This window comes from Crocosphaera sp. UHCC 0190, assembly GCF_034932065.1.
In the GTDB taxonomy this organism is placed as follows: domain Bacteria; phylum Cyanobacteriota; class Cyanobacteriia; order Cyanobacteriales; family Microcystaceae; genus UHCC-0190.
Genome location: NZ_JAYGHP010000003.1, coordinates 215,501 through 236,566 on the forward strand (window position 1 = coordinate 215,501; position 21,066 = coordinate 236,566).

The following is a 21,066-nucleotide window of genomic DNA, read 5'->3' on the forward strand; positions in this document are numbered from 1 at the left end:
ACATGAATAAGGAATCTAAGGCCTATTTGTTGGGCGGTGGTATCGGCTCATTAGCCGCCGCAGCTTTCATGATTCGAGACGGTGGCTTCAGGGGCGACAATATTTTTATCCTAGAAGCAAAACCCGTCCTAGGAGGGAGTTTGGATGGAATAGGAAACCCTGTAGACGGTTATTCCATGCGGGGGGGGCGGATGTTTACGACTGACAATTACGAATGTACTTGGGATCTTTTCAAATCGATTCCCTCCCTGAATTCACCGGGTAAAACTGTATTTGACGAAACGATGGAGTTTAATGAGCAGCACCAGTCAAATTGTCTGGCGCGTCTGGTTGACAGTCGCAGGGCAATAGTCGCAGTGGGTTCGATGGGCTTTTCCATGGAAAATCGTCGGGAATTGCTAACACTAAGCCTTGCTGATGAGGATGAATTGGGGGCCAGTTGTATCACAGATTGGCTTTCCCCTGAATTTTTCGAGACAGAATTCTGGTATATGTGGTCTACTACCTTTGCATTCCAGCCCTGGCATAGTGCCGTTGAATTCAAGCGTTACTTGCATCGTTTTATGCTCGAATTCTCTCGCATTGAAACCCTTGCGGGGGTTAAGCGAACCATTTATAATCAGTATGATTCTTTAGTTCTGCCGATCCAGAGTTGGCTTGCAGCCCGCGATGTTCATTTTATCCTAGATTCTCAGGTGACGGATCTCGATCACAACACAGAAAAGGGTAAGTTGGTTGTGACAGGTATTCATTATCAGCAGAATGGTCAAAGTAAAACCCTCCCGGTTAAAGACGGGGATTTTGTTTTTCTGCAAAACGGTTCTATGACCGATGCTTCAAGTTTGGGGTCAATGACGAATGCACCCAAAAAGCTGACCAAACAGGATTGCAAAAGCTGGAGTGTGTGGGAAAAACTGGCGGCGGAAAACCCAGATTTCGGGAATCCTTCGGCTTTTAACAGCAGTATTGCTGAGTCTTGCTGGGAATCTTTCACTGTCACCCTTAAAAATCCCTCATTCTTCGACAAGATCACCAAATTTAGTGGCAATGAACCGGGAACTGGCGGACTCGTAACTTTTAAAGACTCAAATTGGCTCATGTCTATCGTATTAGCACATCAACCCCATTTTGCCAATCAGCCGGCCGATATCCAGGTGTTTTGGGGATATGCCCTTTTTCCCGATAAAGTAGGTAATTTTGTTCCTAAACCAATGAGCGACTGCAACGGAGAAGAAATTCTTCAAGAACTCTGCGGTCATTTACGATTTGATTTTGATGTGGTGGAATCGGCTAATTGTATTCCTTGCAGAATGCCCTACATCACCAGTATGTTTATGCCTCGTTTACGGAAGGATCGACCCTTGCCGATTCCTCATAGCTCGAAAAACCTAGCTTTGATCAGCCAGTTTGTGGAAATTCCTAATGATGTAGTCTTTACGGTTGAGTATTCGGTGCGGGCTGCTCAGATAGCAGTCTATCAATTTCTAAGTATAGATCACCAGATTCCTCCCATCTCGGCTCATGACAAATCACTGCGAGTGGAGTTTGAGGCTTTGATCAAAGCGTTTAATTGAGTAAGGATGAAATCTACAAATGGCCACAATTAATTCTGGCTTTTGGGGGGAATGTGACGGTATCCCCTAATGCCAGAGTTTTGGATACTGCGATCGCTTTTGGCGGAGATGTCATACTCAAAAAAGAACTTCATTTAACAATAAAAACATGAAACCAAAGAGGCGATCGCTAAAGCAAATCGGACTTTTTCTACTTTACACTTTTTCTATAACATGGTTTTGTTGGTTAACTATTATCATCGGGAACAGATATTTTAATGCTCTTTGGTATGGTGAGCCTTTATTTTGGATACCGAACTTAATTGGTGGGTTGGGTCCAGCAATTAGTTCTTATATTATTTATCGACAGTTCAAGGAAGATTTTGCTGAAGAATCTTTTGTTAGGTTTGTCTTTGGTAAAAAACTAGATAGAAAAGTGTGGCTGATATTTGGATTATTCTCATTCTGGCGTTTGTTTATGATTTGGATTTCTTTTGGAATCAAGAATCCTATATCCATTCTCTCTCTGGTTATTAATTTACCACTGCTTATCCTTTTCGGTGGATTAGAGGAATTAGGATGGCGTGGGATTTTGCAACCTAAATTAGAAAAGGTAATTAATTATTTACCTTCTGTCCTTATTGTGGGAATTATATGGAGTATATGGCATTTGCCATTATGGTTTATCAAAGGAACAGTTCAAACTTCATTCCCATTTGGATTGTATCTATTTTCGGTAATAATTGTAAGTTCAAGCTTTACAACTCTATATAAATACACAAATAACTTATTTTTCTGTATATTAAGTCATGCCTGGTTTAATGGATGTATTGGGTTAGCTTTATATATAGGTAATAATGGAGCCTTGCAGCTAAATTTGAATTGGAAAGTAATTATAGTTTTCTCCTTTGAGCTAATAGTATCTGTCATTTTGGGAATAGCATATACTCGTAAGAAATACCTTCTGTTTAACACCAGAAAATAGATAAATGATCTAGATTTGTCTTCTGAATTTAAAATACTAGAGGCAATAATGACTAAACAAATTTCTCTCAATACGCTTTGGAATTCAGCCATATCTAAAGATCGTGTATTCCACCCTTATGAATTCTCTCACCTACCAGAAACAGCAAGACAGTATCTTGAACACGCGATCGCTCCTGGAACTGCGATCGCTTCTGCGGTTCGATTACTTATGCACGGCGAGATAAAATTAAAGAAATGGATTCCCTTCAAAGCAGAGCAAGTCATTTGCTGGGAACGTGGGCTGATTTGGAGTGCTACGGCATGGCTGAACGGTTTCCCAATTTGGGGATCAGATCGCATCATAGACGGCGTAGGGGCTATGCAGTGGAAGCTTTTAGGGCTGTTCCCTGTTATGACGGCGACTGATTCTGATATTACGCGATCTACTTTCGGTCGTCTCCAGACAGAATCAACCTTATTGCCGTCTGTTTTCTGTGGTGATGATGTCTCATGGACAAAAATGGATTCATCGCACCTACATTCGAGTTTTGTCGTGCAGGGTGAGAGAGGGGAACTTGCTCGTCTACGCATTGGGTGGTACTTTGGCACTGAGCGGTTTGAGTCGGAGGGTGAGTTTTTCCGAGTCACCATTGATGACGCAATCTATCGGTGATCGCCTCTTTTGTTAAGTTTTGGCCGTTTAAATGAGTTTTGTTTCTTGACAAAATCTACAAAGTATGATCCAGTAAATCACCAGGAGAGAGTGTTCCTTGTCTATTACAATATGTAAAGAAAATGAGACAAGGAAAATAGAATGCGAGTTGCGATCGTTGGTGCAGGTTTAGCAGGAATGGCCACAGCTATCGACTTAGTAGATGCAGGGTGCGAAGTGGAAATCTTTGAATCTCGTCCCTTTGTAGGCGGAAAAGTCGGTAGTTGGGTGGATAATGACGGTAATCACATCGAAATGGGGTTGCACGTCTTTTTTGGTTGTTATTATAATCTTTTTGCCCTGATGGAAAAAGTCGGGGCGATCGATAATTTACGCTTAAAGGAACATACTCACATTTTTATTAATCGTGGGGGTAAAGTAGGAGAATTAGATTTTCGCTTCCTCACAGGTGCGCCTTTTCATGGCTTAAAAGCCTTTTTTACCACCTCTCAACTATCTACTATTGATAAAATGGCTAATTCCTTGGCATTAGGAACAAGTCCTATAGTTCGAGGGTTAATCGACTTTGAAGGGGCCATGAAAACCATCCGCGATCTTGATTCTATCAGTTTTGCTGATTGGTTTAGGAATCATGGGGGAAATAATGGCAGTTTGCAAAAAATGTGGAACCCCATCGCCTATGCGTTAGGGTTTATTGATACGGAGAATATTTCTGCCCGTTGTATGTTGACAATTTTCCTATTTTTTGCTACTAAAACCGAAGCATCTATCTTAAGAATGTTAGAGGGTTCTCCCCATGAATATCTCCATAAACCTATTGTTAATTATTTAGAAAGTCGTGGGGTGAAAATTTATACAAGGCGACGAGTTAGAGAGATTTTATATCAAGAAACTGAGGAAAAAACTCAAGTAAATGGCATAATTGTGGCCGATGGAGAAACGGAAGAAACCATTACCGCAGATGCTTATGTTTGTGCTTGTGATGTACCAGGAATTCAGCGATTAATTCCCGATGGGTGGCGTAAATGGGCGACCTTTGATAACATTTATAAATTAGAAGCTGTTCCGGTGGCAACGGTACAATTGCGCTTTGATGGTTGGGTCACAGAATTACAAGATGAAGCGAAACGGAAGCAATTAAAAGAAGCAGCAGGAATTGATAATTTATTGTACACTGCGGACGCTGATTTTTCCTGTTTTTCTGATTTAGCCTTAAGTAGTCCTGGGGATTATTACAAAGAAGGACAGGGATCACTTTTACAATTAGTTTTAACCCCTGGTGATCCATTTATTAAAGCCAAAAATGAAGACATTGCCAACCATGTTTTAAAACAAGTTCAGGAACTTTTTCCCTCATCACGGGAACTCAATATGACCTGGTATAGTGTGGTAAAATTAGCTCAATCTCTCTATCGAGAAGCCCCAGGAATGGACGTTTATCGCCCTTCTCAAGCAACCCCGATCACTAATTTCTTCTTAGCAGGAAGTTACACCCAACAGGATTATATTGATAGTATGGAAGGAGCAACTATTTCAGGGAAACAAGCGGCTAAAGTGATCTTAGCGCAAGCTGAAAATCTGAAAACTTCCCCCCAAGTTTCAACAATTCGCTAAAATAGCTAAGATGGTGGGCATTGCCCACCCTACCTTTTGATAATAACCCAATAATAATATGTCTAATTGGTTAGAACATAGCGTACAAATTGAAGTCGATGCCCCCATAGATTTAGTGTGGAGTTTATGGTCAGATCTCGAACAAATGCCTAAATGGATGAAATGGATTGATTCAGTTCAAATATTAGAGGAAAATCCCGAATTATCCCGTTGGAAATTAGCGAGTAGTGGCTTTGAATTTACTTGGTTATCGAAGATTTTAAAAGTAACTCCCAACCAAATTATACAATGGGAATCTGTTGATGGATTACCGAATCGTGGGGCGATTCGCTTTTATGATCGACAAGGTAGTAGTATTGTTCGTTTAAGTGTTGCTTATGGCATTCCAGGGTGGTTAGGTAAGTTAATGGATAATTTATTTTTAGGCAGAATTGTTGAGTCTACTATTATGGCAGACTTAGAAAGATTTAGGGATTATGCTATGAAAGCAAAACAACAGTAAGGGATTATTTGTTAATCAAAAATAACCAAGGAGACAACTAAAATGCTAGTGGAAACTGAGAATAAATATTACACCCCAGAAGAATATTTGAAATTAGAAGAAACTGCGGAATATAAAAACGAATATCATAATGGAGAAATTATACCGATGGTAGGTGGAACGACAAATCATAATCAAATTTGTCTTAATTTTTGTCGAAATTTTCCTTTAAACATTAATAATCAAGATTATTATATCTACATGGAGGGAGTGCGTTTATAGTTATCTGAACATAATTTTTATACCTATCCTGATATCAGGGTGATTAAAGGTGAACCGATTTATCATGGAAAAGGAACCTCAAATATAACCAATCCTCAAGTTATTGTTGAAGTGTTATCCCAATCGACTAAAGGTTATGAGCGAGTAGATAAGTTTCAATATTATCGTTCTCTTCCCACTTTTCAAGAATATATTTTAATTGAGCAATATAGTTATTCGGTAGACCAATATGTTAAGAAAACAGAAAATCAATGGTCACTAAACTTTTATACAGGAGAAAATGCTGTTTTAAAATTAGCTTCTGTTGAGTGGGAAATTTCCTTACAACATTTATATCAACGAGTTAACTTTGAATAAGCACGGAGTGATAAGCTGTTTTGCATTTAATCTTAATCTACAGATAAACCGAGATTAAGAGAATTGATCCGAAATTATCATTAATTTCCCCTTTTCTCCTGGGATGAGGACATAATGGTATTATGTCCCTACAATCAATTGTGGTAGGGGTTAAACCCCGTTAAATCCTGTATGATCTGACCTTAGTTGACTTGGCACAAAATCCAAGCCAACACCGTCAACAGCCTTGAAAGGAGGAAAACTGCTGCATGACAACCCTATTGCGTAACTGTTGGTATGTTGCCTTACCTAGCCAACAACTAAAACCAGGTAAAATGGTACATAAAAAAATGCTTGGTGAACCCGTTTTAGTGGGACGGCGTAAAGATGGGGAAGTCTTTGCCATGCGTGATATTTGCCCCCATCGAGGCATTCCCCTACAATATGGCTGGATGGATGGGGATGACGTATGTTGTCGTTATCATGGTTGGCAATTTAGTACCAATGACGGACGTTGTAGCGTAATTCCTTCCTTAACAGAATATGATGACCTAGATATTAGTCGCATTCGGGTTCCCACTTATCCCTGTCGAGAAGTACAAGGGAACATTTGGGTGTATTTTGCGGAAGACACCAAAAAAGAAATTGACCCCGCAACCATTCCCCCAGTGCCGACTATTCCTGATTTTGGTAAAGTTGAACCAGGAATCTCGGAAATTATCCATTTTGATTGTCACATGGATCATGCAATAATTGGATTGATGGACCCGGCCCACGGCCCCTATATCCATAGTTCTTGGTGGTGGCGTAGTGGCCGCCGTAAGTTTACGGTAAAAGAAAAGCTATATGAACCTGTACCCCAAGGATTTCGTCTCGTTCCCTATGATATGCCAGTCAGTGCGCGTCCTTATAAGATTTTAGGCAATAAAGTCTCGATTGAGATTGTCTTTGAGTTGCCCAGTGTACGGACAGAAATCTTAAGAGGCGATCGCTATTCTGCTTGTTTATTAACGACGATTACCCCCATTGATGAAACCCAATGTGAGGCGTTTCAGAGTATGTATTGGACAATTCCTTGGATGGGTGCATTCAAACCGTTATTAAGCTTTTTAACCCGTAAATTTCTCTATCAAGATCGAGATGTAGTCATTCAACAACAAGAAGGTTTGATGTATGATCCTGCCTTAATGTTAATTGATGATGCCGATACTCAAGCAAAATGGTATTTTCGTCTAAAACAAGAATATCAAAAAGCTCAAGCCGAAAACCGACCTTTTAAAAATCCTGTGGAACCCAGAATATTACGCTGGAGAAGTTAGTTTAAATCATTGCGTAGGGTGGGTTAGGTGGGGATGTGCTATGCAGCTAATGTGTTAATTAATTATCCACCGTAACCCACCATAAAATTTATCTAACAGGAGTTTAACTCATGAGTCAAACACCCATCACAGTAACTTACTCTTTAGAGGAAGTCTTAGGAGAAATCAAACAAAGTATCAAAGAGGTTAACCAGAAGTTAGAGAAACTTAATAACATTGAAGTGGAACTGGCAGAAATCAAAACAGAAGTAAAAAACCTCAAAGAAGATGTCAAGGAACTCAAAGGGTCAACTAGAGCGCAAATTTGGACTCTTATAGGCATTTTACTAACAGCAGTTGGTGGTTTTGTGCTGAGGTTCTTTTTTTCAGGTAATCCTTAACCTAATATCACTTAATTGATCAACAGAACAACTTTCCTCAAAATCCCTTTTCAAGTTTTTTGATATTTTCGAGGGCTTTAAGGTACCATTCCATATTGTTTTGCTGCGAGTAAAGTTGTGCTGCTTGATTGAAGTCAGCGATCGCACCTAGCTTGTCTCCTAAGTCATCCTTGGCATTCCCGCGATTGTAGTAGGCATTAGCATAGTCGGGTTTGAGGGAAATAGCTTGATTGAAGTCAGCGATCGCACCTAGCTTGTCTCCTAAGTCATCCTTGGCATTCCCGCGATTGTAGTAGGCATTAGCATAGTCGGGTTTGAGGGAAATAGCTTGATTGTAGTCGGCGATCGCACCTTGGTTATCTCCTGATTGCCATTTGTCCTAACCAAGATTAAACCACTCCTCGGCAGTCAATTCTACAGTTTTTGGGTTTAACTCTGGCTTCACTTGGGTAAGGCCCCACTCTAGATTTTGACAAGTATTTTAGTTTGGTCAAGCATTCTGTACTGCTTGATGAGTCCAAGAAAGGCGTGATTGTTCTGACTTTAACAAAATTATATATTAGATTTAGCTAAAAAAGCGTCAGTCCTTAATGTAATATAATGAACTTAGATTAAGAAAAATTAAGTCTTTTTCTTCAAACACTCTTTTAACAGGAGATCCAGAACCGAATGCAGCAACCTATGATTGCGGATAGGCCGCAACCCAAAGTCGTTGACCTTCCTTTTACCTTACAAGATGTCAAAGAAGCAATTCCCCCCCATTGTTTTGAATCTTCTCCTCTGAAGTCCCTCTCTTATTTTGTTTGGGACATTTTTATTGTTTGTGTCCTTTATGCGATCGCCCATAGTCTAGATTCTTGGTTTTTTTGGCCCATCTTTTGGGTGATGCAAGGAACCATGTTTTGGGCCTTATTTGTAGTCGGACATGATTGCGGCCATGGTTCATTTTCTCGCTACAAATGGTTAAATAATCTGATCGGACATTTATCCCATACTCCCATTTTAGTTCCCTTTCATGGTTGGCGTATTAGTCACCGCACCCATCATAAAAATACGGGAAATATTGATACTGATGAAAGTTGGTATCCTATTACTGAAGCCAAATATAATGAGATGGGATGGTTAGAAAAATTCGCCCGTTTTAAACTGGTTTTATTTGTTTATCCTCTCTACTTGTTTAAGCGTTCCCCTGGACGAAAAGGTAGTCATTTTGACCCTAATAGTGATTTATTTCGTCCCTCTGAAAAATGGGATGTTCTCACCAGTACCATTTGCTTAATTGGTATGGTTGGGTTACTAGGATTTTTGACCTATCAATGGGGCTTTTTATGGTTGCTTAAATACTATCTTGGGCCATATATTGTCTTTGTAATATGGTTAGATTTAGTGACCTTTTTGCACCACAGTGATCCTGATATTCCTTGGTATCGGGGCAGAGATTGGTATTTCTTGAAAGGGGCTTTATCGACGGTTGATCATGATTATGGGTTTATCAATGATATTCATCATAATATTGGAACCCATGTGGCTCATCATATCTTTTTAACCATGCCTCACTATCATTTAAAGACGGCAACAGAAGCCATTAAACCGATTTTAGGAGACTACTATCGTAAGTCGGATCGCTCCATTGTTGATGCCTTTATTCGGGGCTATGACAATTGTCATGTTGTGCCTGATGAGGGTGGTAAAGTTTACTATGAACCCCGACAATTTTAGTTAATTTTTTTCAGTAAACCTCATATCTTATCCTCTCAGGAAGTTGAGAAATTTGGGGTTTACTTGAATTACATTATTGGAAAGGCAAATTAACAGTGAAGGTTGTGATCTGATTTGGTTGACTATCAACGCTAATAAATCCTTGATGTAAACGGGCGATTTCATAAGCAATCGCTAATCCTAATCCTGCCCCTCCAGTTTGTCGAGAGCGAGCTTCTTCTACCCGATAAAATCGTTCAAAAAGATGGGGTAAATCTTGGGGAGAAATGCCCAAGCCTGTATTAGTAAAAACGATGTTTACTCCTTTATCTACTAGGGCTGTCGTTACCGTAATCATTCCCTGATTAGGGGTATATTTAATGGCATTATCTAAGAGATTTAAAAACAAACTGGTTAAATAATCAGCATGACCATAAACGATTAAATTAAGCTCAATATTTTGAATAATTTCAATATTTTTGGTTTCAGCTAAAGGGGCTAATTGTTCCACTAAAATCTCTAATAAATGACTTAACTCTACGGTTTGAGTGACTAAACTTTCTTGTTCTAAACGGGTTAAAAATAATAAACCATTAGCCAAGCGAATTAAGCGATCAACCTCTTGATCTAGCTGTTGTAAAGTGTTAACATATTCTTGAGGACTACGCAGACGACTTAAGGTTACGCCGATGCGTCCTTTGATTACTGTTAAGGGGGTACGAAGTTCATGAGAAGCATCAGCAGTAAATCGTCTTTCATGATCTAAAGCTGTTTGTAATCGATCTAACATTCGGTCTAAAGTATTCGCTAATCGTCCTACTTCATCGAGAGAACCTTGATAGTTAATACGGCAAGTAATTTCATCCTGATTAATGGCTTCTGCGGTGCGAATAATCCTTTCAATAGGACTTAAAGCGCGATCAGCTAAAAATAATCCCCCACAAGCAGCAATCATTAAAACCAGGGGAAAACTTAACAACATTAACGCTAATAGATGGTCTAAAGTTTTTGATACTGATTGCAAAGGTTGACTTACCTGTAACCAACCTTGAGTATTTAAAAGAGAGATTTTTAAACTATAAATTCGCCATAATTTATCTTGAGCTTTAATATTAGTAAAGCCTATTTCTTGAGAGACAAATTGCGGTAATAATTGATAGTGTCCAAACCCATCCCAAACATTACCATCTCTGGAAGTTAAACGCACCACAAAACCAGCTTCAGTTAGATTATGAATAACTGAATCTGATCCTAAAGTATGCTTAAGTTTAATTTTTCCTTGTTGCTCAATTAGAAGATTAAGGGTTTCCGAAACTGTTACTTCTAAAGTTCTGTCCATTTGCCGAGAAAGATTATGTTTTAACAGACCATATAAATAAACACTAAACAACCCTAAAGTTACCCCTAATAACAAAATATACCAAGCAGTTAAACGAACCCTTAAGGTCATTTTATTAAAGCGAGTCTGCTGCTGATTAATGATTCTGATTAAGGGCATTTTAAACAATAACCGACTCCTCGTATAGTATGTAATAAAGCTGTGTCAAAATCTCGATCAATTTTTCGTCGTAAATATCCCACATAAACATCGACGACATTGGATTCGCTATAAAAATCTAAATTCCAAACGTGTTCCCCAATTTGTGTCCGACTTAAGACTTGATTGGCATTGCGTAACAAATATTCTAACAGTTTAAATTCTAAGGGACTCAACTCAATTAATTGGCTTCCCCTTCTCACTTCTCTGGTGGGTAAATCCATGGTTAAATCAGCTAACTGTAAAAGGGTATTAACTTGCAAGGGGGGACGACGTTGTAAGGCCCGTAAACGGGCTAATAATTCAGAAAAAGCAAAGGGTTTTACTAAGTAGTCATCTGCGCCATAATCAAGGCCTTTAACCCGATCTTCAATGCGATCTCTAGCCGTTAGTAACAAAACAGGGGTTAAAATTTGTTGTTGACGAATTTCTTGAAGTAATTGTAATCCGTCAATTCTGGGGAGCATAATATCCAAAATAATGATGTCATACTCGGACATTTCTAGATAATCTTTACCTTCTTTCCCATCTTTCGCCACACTAACTATATAACCAATTTCTTTGAGTCCTTGACTAATAAATTGAGCAATTCCTGATTCATCTTCAATTAATAAAATTCGCATCTTTCTGTTTTCCTTTTACCTCTTGCCTTTTGCCTGTTACTCAACTGTGGTATTCTATCCTGAAAACTCCGATAAATAGAAAGCTTTTTAGTAAACTTCTCATCACCGAATTTCATGACAACTAAACTATCCTCCTATGAATTTGAGGTTGTCACAGTCAACCCCCAAGGCGAAATTACGCAACGCGATCGCCATACAACCCTTTATTTCCTGGAAAAATTAGAGCATGGTATCACCTTAGATATGGTAGCCATTCCTGGGGGAATCTTTTATATGGGTTCCGTCAAAACCGAGGAGGGTTGTTTATCCTCCCAAACCCCCCAACATCTCGTTACCCTCAAACCTTTCTGGATCAGTAAATATCCCATTACCCAAGGACAATGGCAAACTGTAGCAAGTTTCCCGACTGTTAAACAACCCTTAACCTCCTATCCGTCAAGTTTTGCGGGCCTTGATCATCCAGTAGAACAAGTATCTTGGTATGATGCCCTAGAATTTTGTGCCAGACTTTCCCAATATAGTAAGCGTTCTTATTATCTCCCCAGTGAAGCTCAATGGGAATATGCTTGTCGGGCTAATACTAACACCCCCTTTCATTTTGGCGAAACGATCACCACTGATTTAGCTAACTATTCAGGGATAGACTGGGAATATCAAGGGAAAATTTGTAGTCAGGGTTCTTATGGAAAAGGCCCTTTAGGAGAAGATAGACGCACAACAACTCCTGTGGGCTTTTTTGGTGTGGCCAATGGGTTTGGTTTATATGATATGTATGGTAATGTCCGAGAATGGTGCGAAGATGGTTGGCATCCTAATTATGAGAATGCCCCTGACAACGGAACCCCTTGGATCATAGCAGGGGATGAAACGAAACGGGTTGTTAGAGGAGGATCATGGAATAGCGGCCCCCGCAAATGTCGTTCCGCTTATCGGGATAAGTTTGATCCCTTTGCCTCTCTTTATGATATCGGCTTTCGGGTGGTTCATTATGGCGATCGCTAGTGAGATCAAACCTCTCTCATCGGGCAATTTTTCCCTCACCCCCAAGGAAGGAAGGGCCAAAACTGAAAAAATTCTCAAAAACAGCCTTCTTGACGTAGCATCTTGTGAATCTTTAATGTTAAGGTAAAGTCATAAACGAATGTTACCTGCGAAGGAGAGATCTATGCTACACCGCAAGATTTATCAACTCTGTACAGAAAACCGAGAGGTTTGTCTTTTCTTGCGGGATCAACAACGTTGGATCGAGGCAGCGACTATTGTTTCTTTGGAAGGAGACTTAGTCACCATTCGTTATGAAACCGAAGAAGACGACGAAATTAGTTCTTGGGAAGAAATGGTGAGACTTGAAAGTATTGGGGCAGTCAGTCAAAAGCTGGCCTCTGTTTCCCGATATAATTCTGATATTACTGTCTCTGATGATTGTCCCGAAGCAGAACAAATTCATCCCCGTTATCCTGAGTCAAACCAAGACTAAAGGAATAAACAAGATGAAGATGCTTAAAAAAAGACCCTGTTATTAGGGTGCCGGAACGATCCGGCCATTTTTTTGCATAATTATTTTAAGCTGTTAAGAAGTATCAAAAATTGGAGCAAATTGTAAAGTTAGGGGACAATTTTTGTTTTTCTCAGCTAATTTTATTTAGGATGAAAGTGGATTGAATTGTACTCCGAAGCGTTGAGAGGTAGGGGTGATGTCTCCTATTACTAGCGATCGCCTAATTAATCTCGATCTTAACCAACCTTTATGGGATCGTTTCTTTTCTGTTGCACCTTTGGTTATCATTGGCAGTAAGGAAGCAGATGGCAGTTATGATCTCGCCCCGAAACATTTGGCCATGCCCTTTGGATGGGATAATTATTTTGGCTTTATCTGTACCCCTCGTCATGGCACTTATCAAAATATTCGCCGCGAAACAGTCTTTACTGTCAGTTTTCCTCAACCTGATCAAGTTCTATTCGCTAGTTTAGCAGCCGCTCCCCGTTGTGACCATGATCACAAACCTAGCTTATCGGTTTTACCGACTTTCCCTGCTTCAACCGTTGACGGAGTGTTACTACAGCAAGGTTATTTGTTCCTAGAATGCCAATTAGACCGTATCATAGACGGTTTTGGGGAGAATAGCTTAATTGTCGGAAAAATTGCAGCCGCGCAGGTGCAAACAGCAGCTTTAAGACGTTGCGATCGAGATGACCAAGATATTTTACTCGATGTTCCTCTCTTAGTTTATCTGTCCCCTGGACGCTATACAACCATTAATCATAGCTTTTCCTTCCCCTTTCATGCCGGGTTTAAACGGTGAATAATCAATTAATAATTAATAGTCAATAATTATTAATTGATTATTGATAGTTGATAGTTGATAGTTGATAGTTAATAGTTAATAGTTGATAGTTAATAGTTAATAGTTACAAAAATGTTAACATCTACCCTAAATTCCCAAGTTTCTAAACGACTGTTAGACTATCTCCACAGTCGTCAAGGGGGAATGGTAGAACTTTTAAAACAGTTAGTTTTAGCAGAGTCTCCTTCAACGGTTCCCACTGCTCAAAAACAGGTCTTATCCTTACTCAAAAATGCCCTAGAAACCCGTAATTATCGGGTGCGTCTTATTCCTGGTAAAACTAACGGAGGACACCTCTTAGCAACTCCAAAACACCGTATTAAATCACAACCCAGACAACTCTTATTAGGTCATTGTGATACAGTTTGGCCCTTGGGAACCTTAGAAACTATGCCCTTAATACAACAAAATGGCAAACTTTACGGCCCCGGTGTTTATGATATGAAAGGAGGATTAATACAAACTATTTTCGCCTTAGAAAGTCTTTTATACTGTGATTTGATACCAACTGTAACCCCTGTTTTTTTGATCAACTCCGATGAAGAAATAGGCAGTAAAGAGTCTACCCCTTATATTCGCAAATTAGTCCAAGGATGCGATCGCGTCTTCGTCATGGAACCCTCTTTAGGGGAAACGGGACAGTTAAAAACCCGTCGTAAAGGGGTGGGACGTTTTACGATCAAAGTCGTCGGAAAAGCGGCCCATGCAGGGTTAGAACCGGAAAAAGGCGCGAGTGCTATTTTAGAATTATCCTTTGTCATTCAACAATTATTTGCCCTCAATAACCCCGAAAAAGGCATTACCGTTAATGTGGGAACCATTGACGGGGGTATTCGTTCCAATGTGATCGCCCCTGAAAGTCAGGCCGTGGTTGATGTGCGGGTACTCCATCAAAAAGATGCCCAATTTATTGAGTCTCAAATACTCAGTTTACAACCCACCACCCCAGGCACACAATTAATCATTACAGGAGGTATCGGACGACCCCCGATGGAAAAAACCCCAGAAAGCGAAAAACTCTGGCAACAGGCTTATAATATGGCTTCTGACTTGGGTTTAGACCTTACAGAAGCCACCGCAGGAGGAGGATCGGATGGTAATACCACTAACCGTTATGCCCCCACCTTAGACGGTTTAGGGGCAGTAGGAGACGCGGCCCATTCTCCTGGAGAATTTATCTATCTTGATACTTTAGCAGAGCGATCAGCTTTGTTGGCCCGGTTGTTACTTGATCCTCCTTTGTTGTGATGATGTAGGGGCGAGGGGCCCTTAGTCCCTACCAAAACTATAAATTAGGCAGAAAAATCATGAATACTAACCTTTTCAACCCTCCTTATTTATATAGTTCTTTAACCCGTATTTCTGATCTCAAACTGCAACCATTTGATGTGGTTTCTTTGCCCAGAAAACAATGGGAAACGGGTGATTATGTGGTAGGAGAAGTCTTGTCCCCTGTGTCCCCTAATGCTACAGTAGAACTGACCAATGGACGCTTAGCAAGCTTATTACCAGGCGATCGCATTATTGGGGCTTTTGGTGTCAGACGAGCGACTTTAGAAGCTGTGGGAGAATGGCAGTCCATTGGGGAAGATGGCCGTATGGACAATATGACTTGTGCGGGTTTGTTTGGTAAAGTTACCTCGAAATCTTATTTATTACCGTCGATCACCTCCCTTCAATATCGGGGCCATGTAATACGAAATCACCACAAAGTTTGTATGAAAGATTTTGTGCCAACTATTAGTAATATCCCTTATGAATGCCCTACCATCATGATTATTGGTACATCAATGTCAGCCGGAAAAACTACGGCGGCCCGGATTATTATTCATCAATTAAAACAGTTAGGCTTAAAAGTTGTCGCCGCCAAATTAACAGGGGCCGGACGTTATCGAGATGTGCTATCAATGGGAGATGCAGGGGCAGATCGCATTTTTGATTTTGTGGATGTGGGTTTACCCTCTTCTGTGGCCGCTCCCGAAGAATTTCGGGTGTCAGTGCGTCAGTTATTGAGTATGATGGCAGTTGAAAATCCTGATGTAGCGGTTGTAGAAGCGGGGGCCTCTCCCTTGGAGCCTTATAATGGGTCTGTGGTCTTAGAAGAACTGAAAGATCAAATTTGTTTTACTGTATTATGTGCCTCAGATCCCTATGCTGTCGTTGGTGTTTGTCAAGGGTTTGGGTTTATGCCAGATTTGATTACAGGGATCGCCACAAGCACCTCATCAGGGGTAGAATTAGTGGAGAAACTCACAGGTCTTAAAGCATTAACCCTATCAGAACCCAGTGCCTTACTGAGCTTAACTCAATTGTTACAAGATAAGTTATTGGACAAGATTAAGAGTCAAGTCTTGACGGGATGTTTTTAATCGTAATTGTCTCAAAATTAAACGAATTAAACTCAGATTAAATCCCGCCTTTCAGCAAAAATTGTAACATCAAACCCGCAACTCCCCTCACAATACTGTCTAATTGCGGATTGCCCTTATCTTTCTTTCTCGCCTCTTGAACAGCCTCAATATTTTTAACAAAATTATCAGAGGTTTCTTGCCCTTGAAGATTTTCTTGTTTCTCATACAATTGTGAAGCCGCTTTTGCATTCAGAATTGCCCCCTGTTCATTCCCTAACCGTAATAAAGCATAACCTCTGGCTAAATAAGCAGGAGCAAATTCAGGATTTAATGCCAGAGCTTTATTATGATTTTCAATGGCTTCTTGATAATTCCCTTCTTTCGTTTCAATTAATCCCCATCCATAAAATAATTCAGGGGTTCCTGCATTATTAGCAATGCCTTTTGCGCCTTGCACATAAGCTTGCCCTAAATTCGTTCCCATGAGATTAGCATTGGTTAAATAAGCTTCCCGTAAATCTGTCCCATTAAAGATCGCACTACCTAAATTGGCACCTGTTAAATTCGCCCCATACAAAGAAGTTCCTGTTAAATTTGCTCCCCTAAGATCGGCCCCCGCTAAATTGGCCTGAGAAAGATTTGCTCCGGCTAAATTTGCGCCGATCAAAGATGCTCCTGAAAGATCTGCCATCACTAAACCTGAACCAGTTAAATCACATAACTGACATTGTTTTGTAGACAATAACTGATTAAGATGGTTGAAATTTTCCGCTTGTGCAGGAAAGGATAAACCGACAACAGTTAATACACTGGTTAAACTCAGACAAGTAATTTTCATCATGACTTTTGATAAGAAGATATTGATGAGACAGTAGACGTTCGCCTATATTATGGCCGATCAAGTTGACTTTTAAGGTGACAATGGACGGTCTAAAAAGAGTACAATTGATACAAACTTTAACACTTGAGCCAAAAAATGACACCTAACGTTGAAATTTACACCTGGAGTACCTGTCCTTTCTGTATTCGGGCCAAGGCACTCTTAGTCAAAAAAGGGGTTGAATTTACAGAATATTGTATTGATGGAGACAACGAAGGGCGAGAAGTGATGGCAGAAAGGGCCAATGGCCGTCGTAGTCTACCACAAATTTTTATCAACAATCAGCATATTGGTGGCTGTGATGACATATATTCCCTAGAATCCCAGGGTAAACTAGATCCGTTATTACAAACATCGGTGGCCGGATGAAATTAGCCTTTATTATTGATCCTTTAGCCAAACTTGATCCAGGCCATGACAGCAGTGTGGCCATGATGGAAGCGGCCCAAATTTTGGGCCATGAGGTTTGGGTGACAGAAGTTCATCAACTCAGTGTCATTGACGGGAAAGGGTGGGGCCTATTGTCTCAAATACAACTAACACCTGTTGAATTGCAGGATGGACGTTGGGTTAGTTCCCCTAATTGGTATCAGGTTTCTGAGACTGTTTTAAGGTGTCTAGAAGACATGGACGCGGTGTTTATGCGGAAAGACCCCCCCGTGACGATTCGTTACCTCTATGCCACTTATATCCTGGAATTAATTGATCCTGAAAAAACTTTGGTGATTAATTCTCCTCAAGGGTTACGGGAAGCAAATGAGAAGATGTACACTTTACAATTTTACTCGGTGATGCCGGAAACGGTGGTGAGTCGAGATAAGGCAATTATTCGGCGATTTGTTGAGGAGAAAAAACAGGCTGTTTTGAAACCTTTGGGGGGTAAAGCAGGGGAAGGAATTTTGTTTTTAGAACCTAGCGATCGCAATTTTAATTCTATCATTGAAGTGAGTACCCACCAGGGCCAAGAACCTGTGATGGTACAAGAATTTCTGCCAGCAGCCAAGGACGGGGATAAACGGATTATTCTCTTAGATGGGGAACCAATTGGGGCGGTAAATAGAGTGCCAACGGGTCAGGAATTTAGGGGAAATATGGCTGTCGGGGGACGGGTTGAAAAGACAGAAATTACCCCCAGAGAGCAGGAAATTTGTGCCATTGTTGGCCCTAGATTACGTCAAAATGGTTTATATTTTGTGGGGATTGATGTCATTGGTGGTTACTTAACTGAGGTGAATGTTACGAGTCCGACGGGAATTAGAGAAATTGATCGTCTTGATGGCACAAATCTTGGTAAAAAGGTGATTGAATGGTTAGAATCTCGATAGTAAATTGTTATTAATTAATGGCTTATGAATGCACTTTCAATTCCAACCTGGATGGTTCATGTTTCTAGTGTCATTGAATGGACAATGGCCATTTGGTTTGTCTGGACTTTTGCTGAAGTTAGTGATAAGTTTTATTGGCGATCACTTTCTTGGGGAATGTTACCTGCTTTAATTAGTGCTATGTGTGCTTGTACTTGGCATTTTTTTGATAATGCTCAATCTTTGACTTGGTTGGTAACAGTTCAAGCGGCAATGACAGTGATAGGAAATTGTACCCTTTGTTTAGCTGCTTGGTGGATTTTTAGGTCTTCTCGTCAAAATGTTTCTTGATTTTCTGGGTTGATTATGTTATCCAAAGATACGTTATTTGCTGTTTCTTTATTTCCCTATCTTGGTTTTTTATGGTTTCTTACCCGTTGTCAAGAAACCCCTAAATTAGCGTTAATTGGTTTCTATGTTTTATTAATATTTGTTGGAGTAACAATTCCGGCAGGAATTTATGCTAGAATTCATTATGGGGAAGCCTTAGCTAATATTGATTGGTTACATGGTAGCGCAGAATCTTGGCTTAGTATCTCTAATATTTTAGTAGTTTTAGGGTTTCGTCAGGGAATTATTGAATATCAGAAAAAACAAGAAAAAACAAAAGTTGATGATTAGTTAATACTTGATTATTCTAGAAGTTTTATAAATTCTTCCTGAGTTAATTGTGCGTCTCGTAATATTTTTAGTAATAAACCTTTGCCAATCGTTTTTTTACTATGAACTGGAACAGTTACGAATCTTCCATCTTCATGTTTTAAGCGAATATGACTTCCTTTTTGTCGAACAACTTGAAAATTAATTTTGTTCAAAACATTGATGATTTCTTGACCTGTTACTGTGGGAAGTTTAGGCATTAAATAGATACCTTTTGAATACCAACAAACTTAGATAATGTGTTATTTTCTTCATCTTCTAAACAAAGTTCAATCACTTCTTTTATATTAATCATCAACTCATCGAGGGTTTCCCCTTGAGTGTAACAACCTTTTAACTGAGGAACTTCTCCAATGTAATACCCATCTTCGTCCCGTTCAATAATGACATAAAACTCTCTTAACTGACCTTTCATCATAACAACCCTAATGCTAGGCTATAGCTCTATGATATATCAATTTTTTCCCAATGAGTATTATTATATTATAAATCTTAGAAGCTATTCGAGCTTGTGATCATGCTATTATATCTAATGATGAAGAAATCCCTTTGAGGTAGCAATTGAAATTATAATACCATGAATCAATTACCTATTCCTTCATTTTTCGCTCCTCAAAACGTCCATAAAGTTTGGCGCGTTCCTTATCAACAAAGAGCGATTGAAGCTAAACAGTGGGCAAAACATCATAATATTAAACCCTCAGCAGAAGATAAAACTAAAATAATCCTCCTAATTATTGATGCACAAAATACCTTTTGCCTTCCTGATTTTGAGTTATTTGTAGCAGGAAAATCAGGCAATGGAGCCGTAGAAGATAATATTAGATTATGTGAGTTTATTTATCATAATTTAGATATCATTACCACCATTGCACCAACCATGGACACCCACACAGCAATGCAAATTTTTCACCCGATTTTTTGGGTTAATGATGCAGGAGAAAATCCTCAACCTGCTGTTACCATGATTCATCTAGAAGATATTAAACAAGGTATCTGGAAAGTGAATCAAAAAATTGCTAATAATCTAAATATTAAATACGAAAATTTACAAAAATATACTCAATTTTATGTTAAAAAGCTAACAGATGACGGAAAATTTCCCTTAACAATTTGGCCCTATCATTCTATGTTAGGAGGTATCGGACACGCCTTAGTTTCATCCGTCGAAGAAGCCCTATTTTTTCATAATATAGCTCGTCACAGTCAGACCCATTTTGAACTAAAAGGAAGTAACCCCCTAACCGAAAATTATTCTGTCTTAAGTCCTGAAGTTTTAACCAATGAACAAGGGCAAACCATTGCTCAAAAAAACACTCAATTTTTGCAAAAATTATTAACTTTTGATAGGATTATAATTGCGGGTCAAGCCAAAAGTCACTGTGTTGCTTGGACAATCGATGATTTGCTCAAAGAAATACAAATCAAAGACCCAAAGTTAGCCCAAAAAGTTTATTTATTAGAAGATTGTACTTCTCCCGTCGTCGTCCCTAATATTGTTGATTTTACCCCTCAAGCAGAAGCCGCATTTCAACGGTTTGCAGAGGCCGGAATGCACTTAGTCACATCAACTGACCTCATAGAGACTTGGAAAGACACAGAATTCCAGAGTTTTTAGGGACGCAAAATTTGCGCCCCTAAATTACTGTTAATTTCACATCACACCCTACTACTGACTAGAAAAGCTTTAATCGTTCCACTCTCCTCTCGGTGGGAGGGGGGGGTTACGGCGAAATGTGCGGGTCAAATCATCATCCCTATCACGCTCACCTTGTAGCCATTGTTTAATGGCTGTTTCTATAATACGACTGGGGTCGTTTGTCAGATGTTTAAGCTGTTCTAACACATCTGCATCGAGGTGAATCGATATTTCTACCTTATCAGCTGTACGCTGAGTAGACACCGCATTCTCGTTCATAGGTTTCTTTAGAATATTCCATTTACTATTGTACAGGGAAGTGAAATCTGCTACATACCATCTGCTTAAAGTTTCTTGACAATCCA

At 39.6% G+C, this 21,066-nt stretch carries 25 protein-coding genes and 2 pseudogenes; 20 read left to right on the top strand and 7 right to left on the bottom strand.

The window, feature by feature from the left end; all coding sequences use genetic code 11:
- Positions 1-2 precede the first annotated feature (2 nt).
- The 9 genes and pseudogenes from VB715_RS06535 to VB715_RS06575 all read left to right on the top strand — a co-directional run bounded on the left by VB715_RS06535 (position 3) and on the right by VB715_RS06575 (position 7,604).
- Positions 3-1,574 (top strand): oleate hydratase, encoded by a 1,572-nt coding sequence (locus VB715_RS06535; protein WP_323300389.1) that lies wholly within the window; start codon positions 3-5, stop codon positions 1,572-1,574.
- Positions 1,571-1,726: a hypothetical protein gene (locus VB715_RS06540; RefSeq protein WP_323300390.1), complete on the top strand. Its 156-nt coding sequence runs from the start codon at positions 1,571-1,573 to the stop codon at positions 1,724-1,726. Before VB715_RS06535 ends, VB715_RS06540 begins: the two co-directional genes overlap by 4 nt.
- Positions 1,723-2,538 (top strand): type II CAAX endopeptidase family protein, encoded by an 816-nt coding sequence (locus VB715_RS06545; protein WP_323300391.1) that lies wholly within the window; start codon positions 1,723-1,725, stop codon positions 2,536-2,538. The genes VB715_RS06540 and VB715_RS06545 overlap by 4 nt, the downstream gene beginning before the upstream one ends.
- Before the next feature lie 48 nt (positions 2,539-2,586).
- Positions 2,587-3,192 (top strand): DUF6920 family protein, encoded by a 606-nt coding sequence (locus VB715_RS06550; protein WP_323300392.1) that lies wholly within the window; start codon positions 2,587-2,589, stop codon positions 3,190-3,192.
- Positions 3,193-3,333: 141 nt separating this feature from the next.
- Positions 3,334-4,806 (top strand): 9,9'-di-cis-zeta-carotene desaturase, encoded by a 1,473-nt coding sequence (zds, locus tag VB715_RS06555; RefSeq protein WP_323300393.1) that lies wholly within the window; start codon positions 3,334-3,336, stop codon positions 4,804-4,806.
- Positions 4,807-4,864: 58 nt separating this feature from the next.
- On the top strand, positions 4,865-5,308 hold the full coding sequence (locus VB715_RS06560) for an SRPBCC family protein (protein ID WP_323291676.1): 444 nt from the start codon (positions 4,865-4,867) through the stop codon (positions 5,306-5,308).
- Between the two features lie 42 nt (positions 5,309-5,350).
- A pseudogene (locus tag VB715_RS06565) lies at positions 5,351-5,926 on the top strand (Uma2 family endonuclease).
- A gap of 248 nt (positions 5,927-6,174) precedes the next feature.
- A complete protein-coding gene (locus VB715_RS06570) occupies positions 6,175-7,224 on the top strand; it encodes a Rieske 2Fe-2S domain-containing protein (RefSeq protein ID WP_323300394.1) in 1,050 nt (349 codons plus the stop codon).
- Between the two features lie 110 nt (positions 7,225-7,334).
- Positions 7,335-7,604 carry a hemolysin XhlA family protein gene (locus tag VB715_RS06575; RefSeq protein ID WP_323300395.1) on the top strand — a complete coding sequence of 90 codons (270 nt, stop codon included), beginning with the start codon at positions 7,335-7,337 and terminating at the stop codon, positions 7,602-7,604.
- A 37-nt stretch (positions 7,605-7,641) separates the two neighbouring features.
- Here VB715_RS06575 and VB715_RS06580 read toward each other — a convergent pair.
- Positions 7,642-7,971, bottom strand: a pseudogene (locus VB715_RS06580) (tetratricopeptide repeat protein); the annotation flags it as partial.
- A gap of 302 nt (positions 7,972-8,273) precedes the next feature.
- On the opposite strand from VB715_RS06580, the gene VB715_RS06585 reads away from it, so the two are divergent.
- Complete coding sequence (locus VB715_RS06585) at positions 8,274-9,323, top strand: DUF3474 domain-containing protein (protein ID WP_323300396.1); 1,050 nt, start codon at positions 8,274-8,276, stop codon at positions 9,321-9,323.
- Positions 9,324-9,396: 73 nt separating this feature from the next.
- Here VB715_RS06585 and VB715_RS06590 read toward each other — a convergent pair whose 3' ends face one another.
- Positions 9,397-10,800 carry a sensor histidine kinase gene (locus VB715_RS06590; RefSeq protein WP_323300397.1) on the bottom strand — a complete coding sequence of 468 codons (1,404 nt, stop codon included), beginning with the start codon at positions 10,798-10,800 and terminating at the stop codon, positions 9,397-9,399.
- Positions 10,791-11,462: a response regulator transcription factor gene (locus tag VB715_RS06595; protein ID WP_323300398.1), complete on the bottom strand. Its 672-nt coding sequence runs from the start codon at positions 11,460-11,462 to the stop codon at positions 10,791-10,793. Before VB715_RS06595 ends, VB715_RS06590 begins: the two co-directional genes overlap by 10 nt.
- 114 nt (positions 11,463-11,576) lie before the next feature.
- Between VB715_RS06595 and VB715_RS06600 the strand changes: the two genes are divergently transcribed.
- The 5 genes from VB715_RS06600 (at position 11,577) to VB715_RS06620 (ending at position 16,176) form a co-directional block, all read left to right on the top strand.
- Positions 11,577-12,464 carry a formylglycine-generating enzyme family protein gene (locus VB715_RS06600; protein WP_323300399.1) on the top strand — a complete coding sequence of 296 codons (888 nt, stop codon included), beginning with the start codon at positions 11,577-11,579 and terminating at the stop codon, positions 12,462-12,464.
- Positions 12,465-12,627: 163 nt separating this feature from the next.
- The gene (locus VB715_RS06605) at positions 12,628-12,939 is read left to right on the top strand and encodes a DUF6679 family protein (protein WP_323291714.1); all 312 of its coding nucleotides are present in this window, start codon (positions 12,628-12,630) and stop codon (positions 12,937-12,939) included.
- A gap of 217 nt (positions 12,940-13,156) precedes the next feature.
- Positions 13,157-13,765 (top strand): flavin reductase, encoded by a 609-nt coding sequence (locus tag VB715_RS06610; protein ID WP_323300400.1) that lies wholly within the window; start codon positions 13,157-13,159, stop codon positions 13,763-13,765.
- Positions 13,766-13,879: 114 nt separating this feature from the next.
- Complete coding sequence (locus tag VB715_RS06615; RefSeq protein ID WP_323300401.1) at positions 13,880-15,055, top strand: M20 family metallopeptidase; 1,176 nt, start codon at positions 13,880-13,882, stop codon at positions 15,053-15,055.
- A gap of 59 nt (positions 15,056-15,114) precedes the next feature.
- Positions 15,115-16,176 (top strand): hypothetical protein, encoded by a 1,062-nt coding sequence (locus VB715_RS06620; protein WP_323300402.1) that lies wholly within the window; start codon positions 15,115-15,117, stop codon positions 16,174-16,176.
- 37 nt (positions 16,177-16,213) lie between these two features.
- Here the strand turns inward: VB715_RS06620 and VB715_RS06625 are convergent, their stop codons facing one another.
- Positions 16,214-16,999 (bottom strand): pentapeptide repeat-containing protein, encoded by a 786-nt coding sequence (locus tag VB715_RS06625; RefSeq protein WP_323300403.1) that lies wholly within the window; start codon positions 16,997-16,999, stop codon positions 16,214-16,216.
- A 135-nt stretch (positions 17,000-17,134) separates the two neighbouring features.
- Between VB715_RS06625 and grxC the strand changes: the two genes are divergently transcribed.
- The 4 genes from grxC to VB715_RS06645 are packed head-to-tail and all read left to right on the top strand — an operon-like array spanning position 17,135 to position 19,023.
- A complete protein-coding gene (grxC, locus tag VB715_RS06630; protein WP_323300404.1) occupies positions 17,135-17,407 on the top strand; it encodes a glutaredoxin 3 in 273 nt (90 codons plus the stop codon).
- The gene (gene gshB / locus VB715_RS06635; RefSeq protein ID WP_323300405.1) at positions 17,404-18,363 is read left to right on the top strand and encodes a glutathione synthase; all 960 of its coding nucleotides are present in this window, start codon (positions 17,404-17,406) and stop codon (positions 18,361-18,363) included. Before grxC ends, gshB begins: the two co-directional genes overlap by 4 nt.
- A 24-nt stretch (positions 18,364-18,387) precedes the next feature.
- Entirely contained in the window at positions 18,388-18,693 is a 306-nt protein-coding gene (locus VB715_RS06640; protein ID WP_323300406.1) for a DUF2499 domain-containing protein, read from the top strand.
- A 15-nt stretch (positions 18,694-18,708) separates the two neighbouring features.
- Positions 18,709-19,023, top strand: coding sequence for a DUF3593 domain-containing protein (locus tag VB715_RS06645; RefSeq protein ID WP_323300407.1), 315 nt, complete (start codon positions 18,709-18,711; stop codon positions 19,021-19,023).
- Between the two features lie 11 nt (positions 19,024-19,034).
- On the opposite strand, the gene VB715_RS06650 is transcribed toward VB715_RS06645, so the two are convergent.
- Both VB715_RS06650 and VB715_RS06655 read right to left on the bottom strand, forming a co-directional pair.
- Positions 19,035-19,262, bottom strand: coding sequence for a type II toxin-antitoxin system HicA family toxin (locus tag VB715_RS06650; RefSeq protein ID WP_323300408.1), 228 nt, complete (start codon positions 19,260-19,262; stop codon positions 19,035-19,037).
- Positions 19,262-19,480: a type II toxin-antitoxin system HicB family antitoxin gene (locus VB715_RS06655; RefSeq protein WP_323300409.1), complete on the bottom strand. Its 219-nt coding sequence runs from the start codon at positions 19,478-19,480 to the stop codon at positions 19,262-19,264. Before VB715_RS06655 ends, VB715_RS06650 begins: the two co-directional genes overlap by 1 nt.
- 159 nt (positions 19,481-19,639) lie before the next feature.
- Between VB715_RS06655 and VB715_RS06660 the strand changes: the two genes are divergently transcribed.
- Positions 19,640-20,680, top strand: coding sequence for an isochorismatase (locus VB715_RS06660; protein ID WP_323300410.1), 1,041 nt, complete (start codon positions 19,640-19,642; stop codon positions 20,678-20,680).
- A 69-nt stretch (positions 20,681-20,749) separates the two neighbouring features.
- Here VB715_RS06660 and VB715_RS06665 read toward each other — a convergent pair whose 3' ends face one another.
- A complete protein-coding gene (locus tag VB715_RS06665; RefSeq protein WP_323300411.1) occupies positions 20,750-20,980 on the bottom strand; it encodes a type II toxin-antitoxin system CcdA family antitoxin in 231 nt (76 codons plus the stop codon).
- Between the last annotated feature and the right edge of the window lie 86 nt (positions 20,981-21,066).